This window comes from Enterobacter nematophilus (genome assembly GCF_026344075.1).
In the GTDB taxonomy this organism is placed as follows: domain Bacteria; phylum Pseudomonadota; class Gammaproteobacteria; order Enterobacterales; family Enterobacteriaceae; genus Enterobacter; species Enterobacter nematophilus.
On record NZ_JAPKNE010000006.1, the window covers coordinates 170,801 to 186,257 of the forward strand.

The window sequence follows — 15,457 nt, forward strand, 5'->3', positions numbered from 1 at the left end:
GATTAGGTCAGCCATCAACAACGGGTGTTGTAAGGTCATGGCAGGCCTGATATAACTGCTGCGCGGTCGCGTTGTGAAGGACTCAGGCGCGATATAAATTATAAAGAGAGGAAGAGAACAGTGAATAAATCTCAACTGATTGACAAAATTGCTGCTGGTGCTGATATTTCTAAAGCTGCAGCTGGACGTGCGTTAGATGCATTAATTGCTTCTGTTACTGAATCTCTGCAGGCTGGGGACGACGTTGCACTGGTAGGCTTCGGTACTTTTGCTGTTAAAGAGCGTGCTGCCCGTACTGGCCGCAACCCTCAGACCGGTAAAGAGATCACCATTGCTGCTGCTAAAGTGCCGGGTTTCCGTGCAGGTAAAGCGCTGAAAGACGCAGTAAACTGATTGCTTTCCCGTTTCAGGGAAGCCGGATAGTACAAGGGCGCATCGTTTGATGTGCCTTTTTTGTTTGTCCAGACCTGATTTGTGCGAGTTTATGCGAGTTGTGGGCTGACAATCGCCCCGTTTTCTTGTCACAATACGCCTTTACGCGCGACGGGCAGGATTTTCCGTCAGCGTCAGGTAACCAGTCACCTACAGCGGAGTGTTGTTACACCATGATGGACAGCTTACGCACGGCTGCTAACAGTCTCGTGCTCAAGATTATTTTCGGTATCATTATCGTGTCGTTCATATTGACCGGCGTGAGCAGTTACCTTATTGGCGGTGGCGCGAACTATGCCGCAAAAGTGAATGGCCAGGAAATCAGCCGCGGTCAGTTCGAGAATGCTTTTGCCGGTGAGCGTAACCGTATGCAGCAACAGCTGGGCGACCAATTCTCTGAACTGGCGGCGAACGAAGGGTACATGAAAACCCTGCGCCAACAGACACTGAACCGTCTTATCGACGAAGCGCTGCTGGATCAGTATGCCAAAAAGCTTGGTCTTGGCATCAGCGACGAGCAGGTGAAAAAAGCGATCTTCGCCACTCAGGCATTCCAGTCTAACGGTAAATTCGACAACGCGCGTTACAACAGCATCGTTAACCAGATGGGCATGACGGCGGATCAGTACGCTCAGGCGCTGCGTAACCAGCTGACAACCCAGCAGCTCATCAACGCTGTCGTGGGTACCGATTTCATGCTTAAAGGTGAAACCGACGAACTGGCCGCGCTGGTGGCACAGCAGCGCGTGGTCCGGGAAGCAACCATTGATGTGAACGCCCTGGCGGCGAAACAGCAGGTTAGCGACGCAGACGTTAATGCTTACTACGAGCAGAATAAAAACGCCTTTGTTTCTCCAGAACAGTTCCGCGTGAGCTACATCAAGCTGGATGCAGCTGCGCTGCAGGAAAGCGCGTCTGATGCGGAGATCCAGTCTTACTACGATCAGCATCAGGATCAGTTCACTCAGCCGCAGCGTAACCGCTACAGCGTGATTCAGACCAAAACTGAAGCAGATGCTAAGGCGGTACTGGATGAGCTGAACAAGGGCGCTGATTTCGCCACCGTCGCGAAAGCGAAATCCACCGACATTATCTCTGCGAAAAACGGCGGTGATATGGGCTGGCTGGAAGACGCAACCACGCCGGACGAGCTGAAAAATGCCGGCCTGAAAGAGAAAGGCCAGCTGTCTGGTGTGATTAAATCATCTGTTGGTTTCCTGGTCGTGCGTCTGGACGACATCACCGCGGCGAAAACCAAGCCGCTGGCTGAGGTTCGTGATGATATCGCTGCGAAAGTGAAACAGGAAAAAGCCCTGGATGCCTACTACGCGCTGCAGCAGAAAGTGAGCGATGCTGCCAGCAACGACAACGAATCTCTGGCAGGTGCAGAGCAGGCGGCGGGTGTGAAAGCGGTTGAGACCGGCTGGTTTGGTCGCGACAACCTGCCGGAAGAGCTGAACTTCAAACCGGTTTCCGATGCCATCTTTAACGGTGGTCTGGTGGGCGAGAACGGCACGCCGGGCAGCAACTCTGACATCATTACCGTTGACGGCGATCGCGCCTTTGTTCTGCGCGTCAGCGAGCACAAGCCAGAGGCGGTCAAACCGCTGGCGGAAGTGAAGGATCAGGTCGTCGCTCAGGTTAAGCACAACAAAGCAGAACAGCAGGCTAAACTGGATGCTGAGAAGATTCTGGCCGATCTGAAAGCGGGTAAACAGGACGCGCTGAAAGCGGCTGGCCTGAGCTTCGGTGAGGCGAAAACGCTGAGCCGCACCGGTCAGGACCCAATCAGCCAGGCCGCGTTTGGCCTGACGCTGCCGGCAAAAGATAAGCCAAGCTTCGGCACCACCTCCGATATGCAGGGTAACGTTGTTCTTCTGGCGCTGGACGAAGTGAAAGCCGGCACTCTGCCAGAAGCGCAGAAGAAGGCGATGGTTCAGGGCATTACTCAGAACAATGCTCAGATTGCCTTCGAAGCCATGATGAGCAACCTGCGTAAAGAAGCCAAAATCAAGCTGGGTGATGTGATGACTCAGCAGCAGTAATTACGTGTCTGCTCGCAGATTTTCGTAACGCTCTGCAAAAACTAAAGGCCGCCTTCGCGGCCTTTTCCATTTCTGTAATCTGCTGTTTGTGCCTGTTTTCTCCGGCGGCTATCGTTGCGTGGCTGTCAACAAACAAGGAGATAACAGCATGAAATGTGGAATCAAAGCACTGTTAATTACGCTGGCTGTTGCCACCACCGGGATGAGCACTGGCGCGCTGGCGGCGACGCCCGCCGCTAAAACACAGACTACGCAGAGCAAGTCTGACGCGGCAGCACCGGTGCAGGGGCAAACCAAAGCGGCTGTCGCCGGTAAAAATGCAGATGATGACGGTACGCGGGTCAGCATTAACTCGGCCTCGGCAGAGGATCTCGCCCGCGCAATGAACGGTGTCGGCCTGAAAAAAGCGCAGGCCATCGTCAGCTATCGTGAAGAATACGGCCCTTTCAAAACGGTCGACGATCTCAAGCAGGTTCCGGGCATGGGCAGCGCGCTGGTTGAGCGCAACCTCTCACACCTGACACTGTAATAACGCAATTTCTTGCACTGCGGCAAAAGTTTGCCAGGATAAAGAGGTCATACCAGTTATGACCTCTGATCCTATAACAACGAAAGGCTATTGCGCTATGCAGACAAAAATCAAAGTACGCGGTTTCCATCTTGATGTTTACCAGCACGTTAACAACGCCCGCTATCTCGAATTTCTTGAAGAAGCGCGCTGGGACGGACTGGAAAACAGCGAAAGCTTTCAGTGGCTGACCGCGCACAACATCGCGTTCGTGGTCGTCAATATCAATATCAACTACCGCCGTCCGGCCGTGCTGGGCGATGTGCTCACCGTGACCAGTCAGGTACAACAGCTAAACGGCAAGAGCGGCGTGTTAAGCCAGGTGGTGACGCTCGATCCAGAAGGGCAGGTAGTGGCTGATGCGCTGATCACCTTTGTCTGTATCGATCTGAAAACCCAGAAAGCGCTGCCGCTGGAAGGTGAGCTGCGGGAAAAACTGGAGTTGATGATCGTGTAGAGATTTGACTTCAGTACAAGAAATGATGTTATCACAGAGATAGCATAGCAAAGAGCCAGGGTTCGAAAATGCATGGATCCTGGCGTTAACCAACATCGAAGTGAAATTCGCCGAAATGGCTCGTAACGCATTGGTGAAATTTATCAGTTTCAGGATGAATAACGATGAATATGCTAGAACGAAAATTTTCGAGTAGCGTCAATCACAATGAAGCAGTAGTAAAAATGCTACGCGAGGATCCTTCCTCTGCTCAAATTTATTTGAATGTTGCGTTGGATGAGATCTATGAAGATCAGGGGATCCCTGCCTATCTCATTGCACTCCGTCAGGTCATCGAAGCCCGCGGCGGCATAGGTGAAATCTCTGCCAAAGCCGGGCTTTCCCGTCAGCAGCTATACCGAACCTTATCAGACAACGGCAACCCAACGCTGACTACGCTAATGAAGGTGACCCGTGCTGCCGGGGTAAAACTGTTCGACAGCACGGTCCGGTAGCCTTATTTAAGCCCGGTCTTTTGCTTCATTGCCGCCATCACGCCGACTTTATCAGCCTGGTAGTGGTTCAGTCCGTTAGCGCGCAGATTACAGGCTGCGCACTGGCCGCAACCGTCGCCTTTGAGACCGTTATAGCAGGTGAGGGTTTCGCTGCGAACTAAATCCAGCTTGCCCCAGTAGTCGGCCAGCGCCCAGGTTTCGGCTTTATCCAGCCACATGAGCGGGGTTTCAAAGCGCGTCTCTTTCGCCATCCCCAGATTGACGGCGTGGTTGAGCGCTTTTACAAACTCATCGCGGCAGTCCGGATATCCTGAGAAGTCGGTCTCGCACACGCCCGTAATTACCGCTTCGGCTTTTACCTGGTAGGCGTATATCGCCGTCAGGGTCAGGAACAGAATATTACGGCCCGGCACGAAGGTGTTCGGAATGCCGCTGGCATCGGGTTCGTAGTCCGGTACGGGAATACTGTCCCGGGTGAGGCTGCTGACGGCCAGTTCGTTTAACAGCGTAACGTCCAGCACCTTGTGCGCGCGTGCCCCCAGTTTTAGGGCCAGTTCACGGGCGACGTCGATTTCAGCGCGGTGACGCTGGCCATAATCGAAAGTCACACAGTGAACTTCATCATACTGATGAAGGGCCTGAACCAGGCAGGTTGTAGAGTCTTGTCCTCCGCTGAACACGACGACGGCACGTTTCATAAATCATCTCGACTGTTACGGTAAAAACGTTATGTTACCGTCTGGCTACGGCGGCGACCAGCTTCTTCACGATTTGGGGGCGGGTAGCCAGGCTTCGGTAAAATCAAACCAGCCGCGGGTGTTGAGGCGTATGCCGTTGACCCCTGGCGGGGCGCTGATTTGATATTGATAATTAAAAAGCGGCGTCAGCACCGCATTCTCCATCAGGCGGTTGAAAATGGCTTGCAGACCGGCGTGACGGTCCCGAGCTTCGGCCTGATTCTGCACCGCATCCAGCGTGGCTTGCAAATGGGCGTAGGCCGGTGCGCTTAACACGTGCGGCCACAGTGCATCGCAGCGCAGCCACTGCTCAAGCGTATACGCTGGTGCTTCGCCAATCAGCCTGTCCCCCATCATGATGTCTGCATCGGCAAGCTGCTGGCATCCGTCCCACGTCTTGGCATCGTGGAAGATGACGGTCAGTTCACAACCCTGCCGCGCCAGGTACGCCTTTAACTGGCTGGCCATGGTATGTAGCTCAACGGGGAGATGGTAAACCAGCGTCAGCGCCTCAGGCAGGACAACGTCCGTTAAATCAGGCCATTCGGGGATCGTCCAGCCGGGAAGCAGTTCCTCGGTGGGCGTAATGAGCCCTTCGTTGAGCGGAAGCGTGTGCAGAAGTCTGGAGAGATGGATGATATTGATAAGCCGCTTTGCCTGCATCTCGTTCAGGCGCGCGCTCTGCTTCAGCGTGAGGTAACAGAAGCCCAGGCTGGTGCTGGTGCTGACCAGCCTCAGGGTTTCCAGCTCATCGGCCTCGCCAATCGCGATTTGCACCGGGTGACGACAGCTGGTGCCCAGCCTGTAATCAAACAGCTGGGGGGTGATCCAGTATTCGATGGCCTTGAGCAGCGGATGGCTCAGGTGGTACTGCTCATGGCTTTCCAGACGAACCAGGTCGGGCTCAAAGGCGGCCAGCCGGAAGGGACCGCAGCCAACCGCAGGATTGTCGGGATGCGCCAGACGGCTGCAGTAGGTTGCCAGCCTGTGCGCCAGCCAATAGTCCGGCTGATGCAGCATAAACGTCAGACACTGTGGATGCGTTGTTTCGATACGTAAAACGCTTCTGAACAGGGTGCGCAGGGCGGGAAGCGTCAACAGCGCCGTCAGGCTTCGCTGGAGTTGCGCCGTTTCTATTTTATCGCCGTTATGCCAGTGCAGCGTGGAACGAATGTAGAAGTGCCAGCGCAGCCCGTCAGCAGAGACCTCCCAGTGATGCGCCAGATCGCCCGTGGGTTCACTGCTGTTGCCGTTAAAACGCGTCAAACCAGAGAATACCTGTCCCGCCAGATGCTGCTCCGCCCGGCCAGGCAAAAAGCCCGGCTGAAGCGGCTCCAGCGAGCGATAGTAGGGGATGCGCAGCGTCGGCGTGTCGTTTTGCCACTGCCCGCCCAAAAACGGATGCAGTAATGACCGTAGCGCTTCAGGGGCAAGCTGGGCCAGCTCAAGCGCGTTATGCTGCTGCCCGCTCTTCAGCGCCTCTTCCATCATCGCATTGCGCAGTGACTCCGGGCTGGCATGGAACGTTAGCTCACCGCGCTTGCCGCGACCAGACCGCGCGCGCCAGCTGAGCCAGCCCGCCTCCTGGGCCTGACGCAGCAGGGTGCGGACATGCCGTTCGCTACAAAAGCAGCGGCTGGCAAGCTCGCTCACGGTTACGAGCTGCGGAGCGCCGGCGGAAGGTTGCCACAGGCGCTGATACTGGTTAAGGCGGTTAAGCTGGCGCATAAGAAACCCGGAACAATAATTTTCATCTATTCACTATTACTTCCGTATATCTCACACGATACTGATGCACAAGTTAATCGCATCACATTTCAGGAGTAATCATGGCCCGCCTCGCTGCATTTGATATGGACGGTACGCTGTTAATGCCGGATCACCGTCTGGGGGAGAAAACGCTGAATACCCTGAAGCGCCTGCGCGAGCGTGATGTCACCCTGACGTTTGCCACTGGCCGCCACGTGCTGGAGATGCGCCATTTGCTGGGCGCGTTTTCCCTGGATGCGTTTTTAATCACGGGTAACGGAACGCGCATTCACACCGTTGAAGGAGAGGTGCTGCACCGCCAGGATCTCAATCCGGAAGTGGCGGATATTGTCCTGCACAGCGCATGGGACACGCAGGCCAGTATCCACGTCTTTAACGATCAAGGCTGGTTTACCGGAAGCGAAATCCCCGAATTATTGCACGCGCATGTTTATAGCGGCTTCAAATACCAGCTTATCGATCTGCGTCGGATCCCCGCCCACGCGGTGACCAAGATCTGCTTCTGTGGCGATCACGACGATCTTTGCCGCTTACGGATTCAACTGAATGAGGCGCTGGGCGACCGGGCGCACCTGACCTTCTCGGCGGTGGATTGTCTTGAAGTGCTGCCGGTGGGCTGTAACAAAGGTTCAGCCCTGGCGGTGCTGAGCGACCACCTGGGCTTAACGCTGCAGGAGTGTATGGCGTTTGGCGACGCCATGAATGACCGCGAAATGCTGGGCAGCGTGGGGCGCGGTCTGATTATGGGGAATGCGATGCCGCAGCTGATCGCAGAGCTTCCTCATCTGCCAGTTATCGGGCACTGCGGTAAGGAAGCGGTGTCCCATTTTTTGACGCATTGGCTGGACAACAACAACCTCCCATATTCCCCCGAATAGTGAGACCCTTCCAGCAAGCCAGACTTCGGTCTGGCTTTTTTTTATTTCAGCAGCTGCGCAATCTGCGCTTTCCACGGCGTGATGTCGCCGACGTTGGCCTGTACCCACTCCGCATTGTAGTAGGTCTCAAGGTAGCGCTCTCCGCTGTCGCACAGCAGCGTGACGATGGAGCCGGTACGGCCTTCCTCGCGCATGCGTGCCGCAAGCTGCAGCGCGCCCCACATGTTGGTGCCCGTTGATGCGCCGACCTTGCGGCCGAGCTGCGTCTCCAGCCAGTGCGCGGTGGCGACGCTGGCGGCGTCCGGTACGCGAAGCATTTCGTCGACAACGTCAGGAATGAACGACGGTTCCACGCGCGGGCGGCCAATTCCTTCAATTTTACTGCCCACCGGGCTGCGCAGGCCGGCATCGCGGCTTTGCCAGTAGTCGAGGAACACGGAGTTCTGCGGGTCAACCACCATCAGCTGGGTATCGTAGCCCTGACAGCGGATGTAGCGTCCGATTGTGGCTGACGTGCCGCCGGTACCGGCGCTCATCACAATGTACGACGGAACCGGATGCGGCTCGTGGGTCATCTGGCGGAAAATACTGTCGGCAATGTTGTTATTGCCGCGCCAGTCCGTCGCGCGCTCGGCGAAGGTGAACTGGTCCATATAGTGGCCGTTTAGCTCGCGGGCCAGCATTTCAGAGGCGGCGTAGATTTCGCAGGCGCTTTCCACAAAGTGGCAGCGTCCGCCGTAAAATTCGATCTGCTCGATTTTGCGTTTTGCGGTGCAGGAGGGCATCACCGCGATAAACGGCAGGCCCAGCAGGCGAGCGAAATAGGCTTCAGACACCGCCGTTGAACCGGATGAGGATTCAATGATGGTGGTGCCTTCTTTAATCCAGCCGTTGCACAAACCGTATAAAAACAGAGAGCGCGCCAGGCGGTGCTTCAGGCTACCGGTTGGATGAGTACTTTCATCCTTCAGGTAGAGCTGAATACCGTCAAAACCCGGCAGGGAGAGGCGAATCAGGTGGGTATCCGCCGAGCGCTGGTAGTCGGCATTGATTTCGCTGATGGCATGTTTAACCCAAGTGCTATTCATCGTAGTTATCCGTTTGTCATTTTGTGCCCAGCATAGCGAAAAGCACAGAAAAAATTGTTGCTATCTGGCCTTTAAAATAGAATGAAGGGAGAAAAATTTTCTCTGTGAGGTGGGTATGCTAGATAAAATTGACCGCAAGCTCCTTTCATTGCTGCAAAGTGACTGTACCCTCTCTTTGCAGGCGCTGGCAGATGCCGTTAATCTGACCACCACACCGTGCTGGAAGCGCCTAAAAAAGCTGGAAGATGACGGCATTCTTCTGGGCCGCGTCGCGTTGCTCGATCCCGAAAAACTGGGGCTTGGGCTGACGGCATTTGTGCTGATAAAAACCCAGCATCACAGCAGCGAGTGGTATTGCCGCTTCGTCACTCAGGTGTCTGAGATGCCCGAGGTGCTCGGCTTCTGGCGTATGGCCGGCGAGTACGACTACCTGATGCGCGTCCAGGTGGCTGACATGAAGCGCTATGATGACTTCTACAAGCGGCTGGTGAACAGCGTCCCGGGCTTGTCGGACGTCACCTCAAGCTTCGCCATGGAACAGATTAAGTACACCACAGCATTACCCATTGAATAACTTCGTAAAATACCTTCAGGAACAAACCGCGTGCGATTATTTGCCCAATTAAGCTGGTACTTTCGTCGGGAGTGGCAACGCTACCTCGGTGCAGTCGCCCTGCTTATTATCATTGCCATTTTGCAGCTGATCCCGCCGAAGGTGGTGGGCTACGTCGTGGATGGCGTCACTGAACAGCATTACACCACCGCACGGGTGTTGATGTGGGTCGGCACGCTGGTGCTGACGGCGGTCATTGTTTATCTCCTGCGCTACGTCTGGCGCGTGCTGCTGTTTGGCGCGTCCTATCAGCTGGCCGTTGAGCTGCGTGAAGATTTTTACCGCCAGCTGAGCCGACAGCATCCTGAGTTTTATCTCCGCCACCGCACCGGGGACCTCATCGCCCGCGCGACGAACGACGTCGATCGCGTGGTCTTTGCCGCCGGGGAAGGGGTACTGACGCTGGTGGACTCGCTGGTGATGGGCTGCGCGGTGCTGATCGTCATGTCCACGCAGATCAGCTGGCAGCTGACCCTGCTGGCGCTGCTGCCGATGCCGCTGATGGCGCTGGCGATCAATCGCTACGGTGAACAGCTGCACGAGCGCTTCAAGCTGGCGCAGGCGGCGTTTTCATCTCTGAACGATCGCACCCAGGAGAGCATGACCAGCATCCGCATGATCAAAGCGTTTGGCCTGGAAGATCGGCAGTCCGCGCTGTTTGCCGCCGATGCGGCAGACACGGGGGCGAAAAACATGCGCGTCGCGCGTATTGATGCGCGATTTGATCCAACGATTTATGTCGCAATCGGCATGGCAAACCTGCTTGCCATTGGCGGCGGAAGCTGGATGGTGGTGCAGGGCACGCTGACCCTGGGGCAATTGACCAGCTTTGCGATGTATCTGGGGCTGATGATTTGGCCGATGCTGGCGCTGGCCTGGATGTTTAACATCGTGGAGCGCGGCAGCGCCGCCTACAGCCGCATTCGCGCCATGCTGGCAGAAGCGCCGGTGGTCAATGACGGCAGCGAAGCGGTGCCGGAAGGGCGCGGCGTTATGAACGTCGACGTTCGCAAATTTGTCTATCCGCAAACGGAACATCCGGTGCTGGAGAACGTTAGCTTTACGCTGCAGCCGGGCCAGATGCTGGGCATCTGCGGCCCGACGGGGTCCGGAAAAAGTACCGTGCTTTCTCTGCTTCAGCGCCACTTTGACGTCACCGAGGGCGATATTCGTTTCCATGATATCCCCCTGCCGAACCTGCTGCTGGACGAGTGGCGTGGCCGTCTGGCGGTGGTCAGCCAGACGCCGTTTTTATTTTCAGATACCGTGGCGAATAACATTGCGCTTGGTCACCCGTCGGCGACGCAGGAGGAGATCGAGCACGTGGCGCGCTTAGCCAGCGTGCATGACGATATTTTGCGTCTGCCGCAGGGCTACGAAACGGAAGTCGGTGAACGTGGCGTCATGCTGTCCGGCGGGCAGAAACAGCGTATCTCGATTGCCCGCGCGCTGCTGCTGAATGCTGAAATCCTCATTCTGGATGATGCGCTTTCCGCCGTGGATGGCCGTACCGAGCATCAAATTCTGCATAACCTGCGCCAGTGGGGCGACGGACGCACGGTGATTATCAGCGCCCACCGTTTGTCAGCGCTCACCGAGGCCAGCGAAATTCTGGTCTTACAGCACGGGCACATTGCCCAGCGCGGGCAGCATGAAACGCTTGCCGAGAAGCCGGGCTGGTATCGCGATATGTACCGCTATCAACAGCTTGAGGCGGCGCTGGACGATGCGCCGGAACAGGATCGGGAGGCCGCCAATGCGTAAGCTCGGAACGATGTGGCCGACGCTCAAACGTCTGCTGGCCTACGGCTCGCCGTGGCGCAAGCCGCTCTCCGTGGCCGTGCTTTTACTCTGGATAGCGGCGATTGCTGAAGTGAGCGGGCCGCTGCTCATCAGCTACTTCATCGACAATATGGTTGCCAAAAGCTACCTGCCTCTGGGGCTGGTGGCGGGCTTAGGCGTGGCCTACGTTGGCCTGCAGCTGGCGGCGGCAGGGCTGCACTATGCGCAGTCGCTGCTGTTTAACCGTGCCGCCGTGGGCGTGGTTCAGCAGCTGCGCACGGATGTAATGGACGCGGCGCTTCGCCAGCCGCTCAGCGAGTTTGATATCCAGCCGGTCGGGCAGGTGATTTCGCGGGTGACCAACGATACCGAGGTGATCCGCGATCTGTATGTCACCGTGGTCGCAACGGTGTTACGCAGCGCGGCGCTGATCGGTGCGATGCTGGTGGCGATGTTCAGCCTCGACTGGCGCATGGCGCTGGTGGCGATTACCATCTTCCCGGCGGTGCTGATCGTGATGATCATCTACCAGCGCTACAGCACGCCAATCGTGCGCCGGGTGCGCGCCTATCTGGCCGACATTAACGATGGCTTCAACGAAGTGATCAACGGCATGAGCGTCATCCAGCAGTTCCGCCAGCAGGCGCGCTTTGGCGAGCGGATGGGCGAAGCCAGCCGATCGCACTACATGGCGCGTATGCAGACGCTGCGCCTCGACGGCTTCCTGCTGCGTCCGCTGCTCAGCCTTTTCTCTGCGCTGGTGCTTTGCGGTTTACTGATGCTCTTTGGCCTGAGTTCAAGCGGTACGATTGAAGTCGGCGTGCTGTATGCCTTTATTAGCTATCTGGGGCGCCTTAACGAGCCGCTGATCGAGCTCACCACCCAGCAATCGATGCTGCAGCAGGCGGTCGTCGCCGGCGAGCGCGTGTTTGAGCTGATGGACAGGCCGCGCCAGGCCTACGGCACAGATGAGCGACCTCTGCAAAGCGGCGCAATTGCTTTTGATAACGTCTCGTTTGCCTATCGCGAAGACCGGCTGGTGTTGCAGGACATTACGCTGGACGTTCCGTCGCGCGGTTTCGTGGCGCTGGTAGGGCATACGGGCAGCGGCAAGAGCACGCTCGCCAGCCTGTTGATGGGTTACTACCCGGTCACGCAGGGCGAAATCCGCCTCGACGGGCGCCCGCTCGCGTCTCTCAGCCACAATGTGTTGCGTAAAGGCGTCGCGATGGTGCAGCAGGATCCGGTCGTCCTGGCCGATACCTTCTACGCTAACGTGACCCTGGGCCGGGACTACACCCAGGAGCAGGTCTGGGAGGTGCTGGAAAAAGTGCAGCTGGCGGAACTGGCGCGCGGGTTTAGCGACGGGATCAATACGAAGCTGGGGGAGCAGGGGAACAACCTCTCCGTTGGGCAAAAGCAGCTTCTCGCGCTGGCGCGGGTGCTGATCGAAACCCCGCAGGTGCTGATTCTGGATGAAGCGACGGCCAGCATTGACTCCGGCACCGAGCAGGCCATCCAGCAGGCGCTGGCCGCGGTACGCGACCATACGACGCTGGTGGTGATTGCCCATCGCCTTTCCACCATTGTCGATGCCGATACCATTCTGGTGCTGCATCGGGGACAAGCGGTGGAGCGCGGCACGCACCGCGAACTGCTGGAAGCTCAAGGGCGCTACTGGCAGATGTACCAGCTTCAGCTGGCGGGCGAAGAGCTGGCCGCCAGCGTGCGTGAGGAAGAGTCGCTCAGCGCCTGATGCACCAAAACAAAGCAACGCGCTAACAGCCATTCCTGTTGGTGCAATACTGAAACGCACCGTGCACCGACATGGTGCGTTTTTTTTCGCCGGTTCGTTAATGAAGACGGCGTAACGCTCGTTGCACCGCTTTTCTCCCTCGTTTTCATTTCTGGCACACCCCTTGCAATACCTTCTCCGTGAGCTGCGGCCATTACCGAATTCTGACTGGAGGGGATCTATGAAGCTGGTTACGGTGGTAATCAAACCATTCAAACTCGAAGACGTGCGTGAAGCGTTGTCTTCAATGGGTATTCAGGGACTGACTGTCACCGAAGTGAAAGGCTTTGGTCGTCAGAAGGGTCATGCCGAGCTTTACCGCGGGGCGGAATACAGCGTTAACTTTCTGCCAAAAGTAAAAATTGATGTCGCGATTGCTGACGATCAGCTTGATGAAGTGATTGATGTCATTAGCAAAGCGGCCTACACCGGCAAAATTGGCGACGGCAAAATTTTCGTTGCCGAACTGCAGCGCGTCATTCGCATTCGTACCGGCGAATCTGACGAAGCGGCACTGTAAATAACGCCTGGCACACAGTGATAGGGATCGAGAAAATGAAGATAGCAACACTTAAAACGGGTCTGGGTTCGCTGGCACTGCTGCCGGGCCTGGCGCTGGCTGCCCCTGCCGTGGCAGACAAAGCCGATAACGCCTTTATGATGATCAGCACCGCGCTGGTGCTGTTCATGTCTATCCCGGGCATTGCGCTGTTCTACGGCGGCCTGATCCGCGGTAAAAACGTTCTCTCCATGCTGACGCAGGTTGCCGTGACGTTCGCGCTGGTCTGCGTACTGTGGGTGGTTTACGGCTACTCGCTGGCCTTCGGTACCGGCAACGCCTTCTTTGGCAACTTCGACTGGGTGATGCTGAAAAATATTGAGCTGACCGCGCTGATGGGCAGCTTCTACCAGTACATCCACGTTGCTTTCCAGGGCTCGTTCGCCTGCATCACCGTCGGGCTGATCGTGGGCGCGCTGGCTGAGCGCATTCGCTTCTCTGCCGTTCTGATCTTCGTGGTGGTATGGCTGACGCTCTCCTATGTGCCGATTGCGCACATGGTCTGGGGCGGTGGTCTGCTGGCAAGCCATGGTGCGCTGGATTTCGCGGGCGGTACCGTTGTGCACATCAACGCCGCGGTAGCGGGTCTGGTGGGAGCATACCTGATTGGCAAACGCGTGGGCTTCGGTAAAGAAGCGTTCAAACCGCACAACCTGCCGATGGTGTTTACCGGTACGGCTATCCTCTACTTTGGCTGGTTTGGCTTCAACGCCGGTTCCGCAAGTGCTGCAAACGAAATCGCCGCGCTGGCCTTCGTGAACACCGTTGTGGCGACGGCGGGTGCAATTCTTTCCTGGGTATTCGGCGAGTGGGCGGTTCGCGGTAAACCTTCCCTGCTGGGTGCCTGTTCGGGTGCGATTGCCGGTCTGGTCGGTATCACGCCAGCCTGTGGTTACGTGGGGGTCGGTGGTGCGCTGCTGGTTGGTCTGGTCGCAGGCCTTGCGGGTCTGTGGGGCGTCACCGCCCTGAAGCGCGTGCTGCGCGTTGACGACCCTTGCGATGTGTTCGGCGTCCACGGCGTCTGCGGCATCGTCGGCTGTATCATGACCGGTATCTTCGCCGCGAAATCGCTGGGTGGCGTGGGTTACGCAGAAGGTGTCACCATGGTTCACCAGGTGCTGGTACAGCTGGAAAGTATCGCCATTACCGTTGTGTGGTCTGCCGTTGTCGCCTTCATCGGCTATAAGCTGGCGGATATGACGGTGGGTCTGCGCGTACCGGAAGAGCAGGAGCGCGAAGGTCTCGACGTCAACAGCCACGGCGAGAATGCGTATAACGCATAATAAAAAGCAAAACGGCAATCTCCGATTGCCGTTTTTAGTATTTCTTCCCTCTCCCTGTGGGAGAGGGTCAGGGTGAGGGCAAAATCACCCGCGATTACGCATCACCCCTTCCTGCACCGTAGAAGCGACCAGCACGCCGTCCTGGGTATAAAACTCTCCACGCACAAATCCGCGAGCGCTCGACGCTGAGGTACTCTCCACGCTGTAAAGCAGCCACTCATTCATATTGAACGGACGGTGGAACCACATGGAGTGATCGATGGTTGCGACCTGCATCCCTTTTTCAAGGAAGCCAACGCCGTGCGGCTGTAGCGCAACCGGCAGGAAGTTGAAGTCTGACGCGTAGCCCAGCAGATACTGATGCACGCGGAAATCTTCCGGCACTGTGCCGTTGGCGCGGATCCAGACCTGGCGTTTCGGCTCGGCGGTATGGCCTTTCATCGGGTTGTGGAACTCAACCGGGCGGATCTCCAGCGGTTTATCGCAGAGAAACTTCTCTTTGACCTGCGGCGGAAGCAGATGCGCCAGCGCGCGGGCGATATCGGTCTCTGATTTTAGCTCGTCCGGCGACGGTGCTGGCGGCATCACTTTCTGATGCTCATACCCCGGCTCCGGCGCCTGGAATGAGGCGGTCATATAAAAGATAGGCTTACCGTTCTGAACGGCCGCCACGCGGCGTGCGCTGAAGCTGTTGCCGTCTCGCAGAACTTCAACGTCATATACGATCGGTTTAGCGCTGTCGCCAGGGCGTAAGAAATAGCTGTGGAATGAGTGCACCAGACGGTCTGCAGGGACGGTCTCCTTTGCAGCGTACAGCGCTTGTCCAACGACTTGCCCGCCGAAGACCTGACGTAAGCCCAGGTCTTCGCTCTGTCCGCGAAAGAGTCCTTCCTCAATTTTTTCCAGATTCAGTAATGTCAGCAGATTGTTCAGTGCCTGACTCATAGTTGTCCTCA

The 15,457-nt window shown here is 57.0% G+C and carries 15 protein-coding genes; 11 read left to right on the forward strand and 4 right to left on the reverse strand.

Features of this window, described 5'->3' with window-relative positions; translation table 11 throughout:
* Nucleotides 1-120: 120 nt before the first annotated feature.
* From hupB to OSH03_RS16530, 5 genes are all read left to right on the forward strand, one after another.
* On the forward strand, nt 121-393 hold the full coding sequence (gene hupB / locus OSH03_RS16510) for a nucleoid-associated protein HU-beta (RefSeq protein WP_002444653.1): 273 nt from the start codon (nt 121-123) through the stop codon (nt 391-393).
* 212 nt (nt 394-605) lie between these two features.
* Entirely contained in the window at nt 606-2,477 is a 1,872-nt protein-coding gene (ppiD, locus tag OSH03_RS16515; RefSeq protein WP_266179601.1) for a peptidylprolyl isomerase, read from the forward strand.
* 148 nt (nt 2,478-2,625) lie between these two features.
* Nucleotides 2,626-3,006 carry a helix-hairpin-helix domain-containing protein gene (locus tag OSH03_RS16520; RefSeq protein ID WP_253540925.1) on the forward strand — a complete coding sequence of 127 codons (381 nt, stop codon included), beginning with the start codon at nt 2,626-2,628 and terminating at the stop codon, nt 3,004-3,006.
* A gap of 97 nt (nt 3,007-3,103) precedes the next feature.
* Complete coding sequence (locus OSH03_RS16525) at nt 3,104-3,502, forward strand: YbgC/FadM family acyl-CoA thioesterase (RefSeq protein WP_014830880.1); 399 nt, start codon at nt 3,104-3,106, stop codon at nt 3,500-3,502.
* Between the two features lie 164 nt (nt 3,503-3,666).
* On the forward strand, nt 3,667-3,996 hold the full coding sequence (locus tag OSH03_RS16530) for an addiction module antidote protein (RefSeq protein WP_151413942.1): 330 nt from the start codon (nt 3,667-3,669) through the stop codon (nt 3,994-3,996).
* A 2-nt stretch (nt 3,997-3,998) separates the two neighbouring features.
* On the opposite strand, the gene queC is transcribed toward OSH03_RS16530, so the two are convergent.
* Both queC and OSH03_RS16540 read right to left on the reverse strand, forming a co-directional pair.
* Complete coding sequence (gene queC, locus OSH03_RS16535; protein WP_151413941.1) at nt 3,999-4,694, reverse strand: 7-cyano-7-deazaguanine synthase QueC; 696 nt, start codon at nt 4,692-4,694, stop codon at nt 3,999-4,001.
* Between the two features lie 66 nt (nt 4,695-4,760).
* On the reverse strand, nt 4,761-6,461 hold the full coding sequence (locus tag OSH03_RS16540) for an SgrR family transcriptional regulator (protein WP_266179602.1): 1,701 nt from the start codon (nt 6,459-6,461) through the stop codon (nt 4,761-4,763).
* Between the two features lie 101 nt (nt 6,462-6,562).
* On the opposite strand from OSH03_RS16540, the gene cof reads away from it, so the two are divergent.
* Nucleotides 6,563-7,381 (forward strand): HMP-PP phosphatase, encoded by an 819-nt coding sequence (gene cof, locus OSH03_RS16545; protein ID WP_266179603.1) that lies wholly within the window; start codon nt 6,563-6,565, stop codon nt 7,379-7,381.
* A 41-nt stretch (nt 7,382-7,422) separates the two neighbouring features.
* On the opposite strand, the gene OSH03_RS16550 is transcribed toward cof, so the two are convergent.
* Nucleotides 7,423-8,469: a PLP-dependent cysteine synthase family protein gene (locus tag OSH03_RS16550; protein WP_061099033.1), complete on the reverse strand. Its 1,047-nt coding sequence runs from the start codon at nt 8,467-8,469 to the stop codon at nt 7,423-7,425.
* Nucleotides 8,470-8,584: 115 nt separating this feature from the next.
* Between OSH03_RS16550 and OSH03_RS16555 the strand changes: the two genes are divergently transcribed.
* The 5 genes from OSH03_RS16555 (at nt 8,585) to amtB (ending at nt 14,501) form a co-directional block, all read left to right on the forward strand.
* Entirely contained in the window at nt 8,585-9,043 is a 459-nt protein-coding gene (locus OSH03_RS16555) for an Lrp/AsnC family transcriptional regulator (protein WP_008503307.1), read from the forward strand.
* A gap of 30 nt (nt 9,044-9,073) precedes the next feature.
* Nucleotides 9,074-10,846, forward strand: a complete 1,773-nt coding sequence (locus OSH03_RS16560; RefSeq protein ID WP_266179604.1) for a SmdA family multidrug ABC transporter permease/ATP-binding protein — start codon at nt 9,074-9,076, stop codon at nt 10,844-10,846.
* Entirely contained in the window at nt 10,839-12,620 is a 1,782-nt protein-coding gene (locus OSH03_RS16565; protein WP_266179605.1) for a SmdB family multidrug efflux ABC transporter permease/ATP-binding protein, read from the forward strand. Before OSH03_RS16560 ends, OSH03_RS16565 begins: the two co-directional genes overlap by 8 nt.
* 220 nt (nt 12,621-12,840) lie before the next feature.
* Nucleotides 12,841-13,179, forward strand: a complete 339-nt coding sequence (glnK, locus tag OSH03_RS16570) for a P-II family nitrogen regulator (protein ID WP_008503304.1) — start codon at nt 12,841-12,843, stop codon at nt 13,177-13,179.
* A gap of 35 nt (nt 13,180-13,214) precedes the next feature.
* Nucleotides 13,215-14,501: an ammonium transporter AmtB gene (amtB, locus tag OSH03_RS16575; protein WP_221552311.1), complete on the forward strand. Its 1,287-nt coding sequence runs from the start codon at nt 13,215-13,217 to the stop codon at nt 14,499-14,501.
* A gap of 84 nt (nt 14,502-14,585) precedes the next feature.
* Here the strand turns inward: amtB and tesB are convergent, their stop codons facing one another.
* Nucleotides 14,586-15,446 (reverse strand): acyl-CoA thioesterase II, encoded by an 861-nt coding sequence (tesB, locus tag OSH03_RS16580; RefSeq protein ID WP_116341587.1) that lies wholly within the window; start codon nt 15,444-15,446, stop codon nt 14,586-14,588.
* Nucleotides 15,447-15,457: the final 11 nt, after the last annotated feature.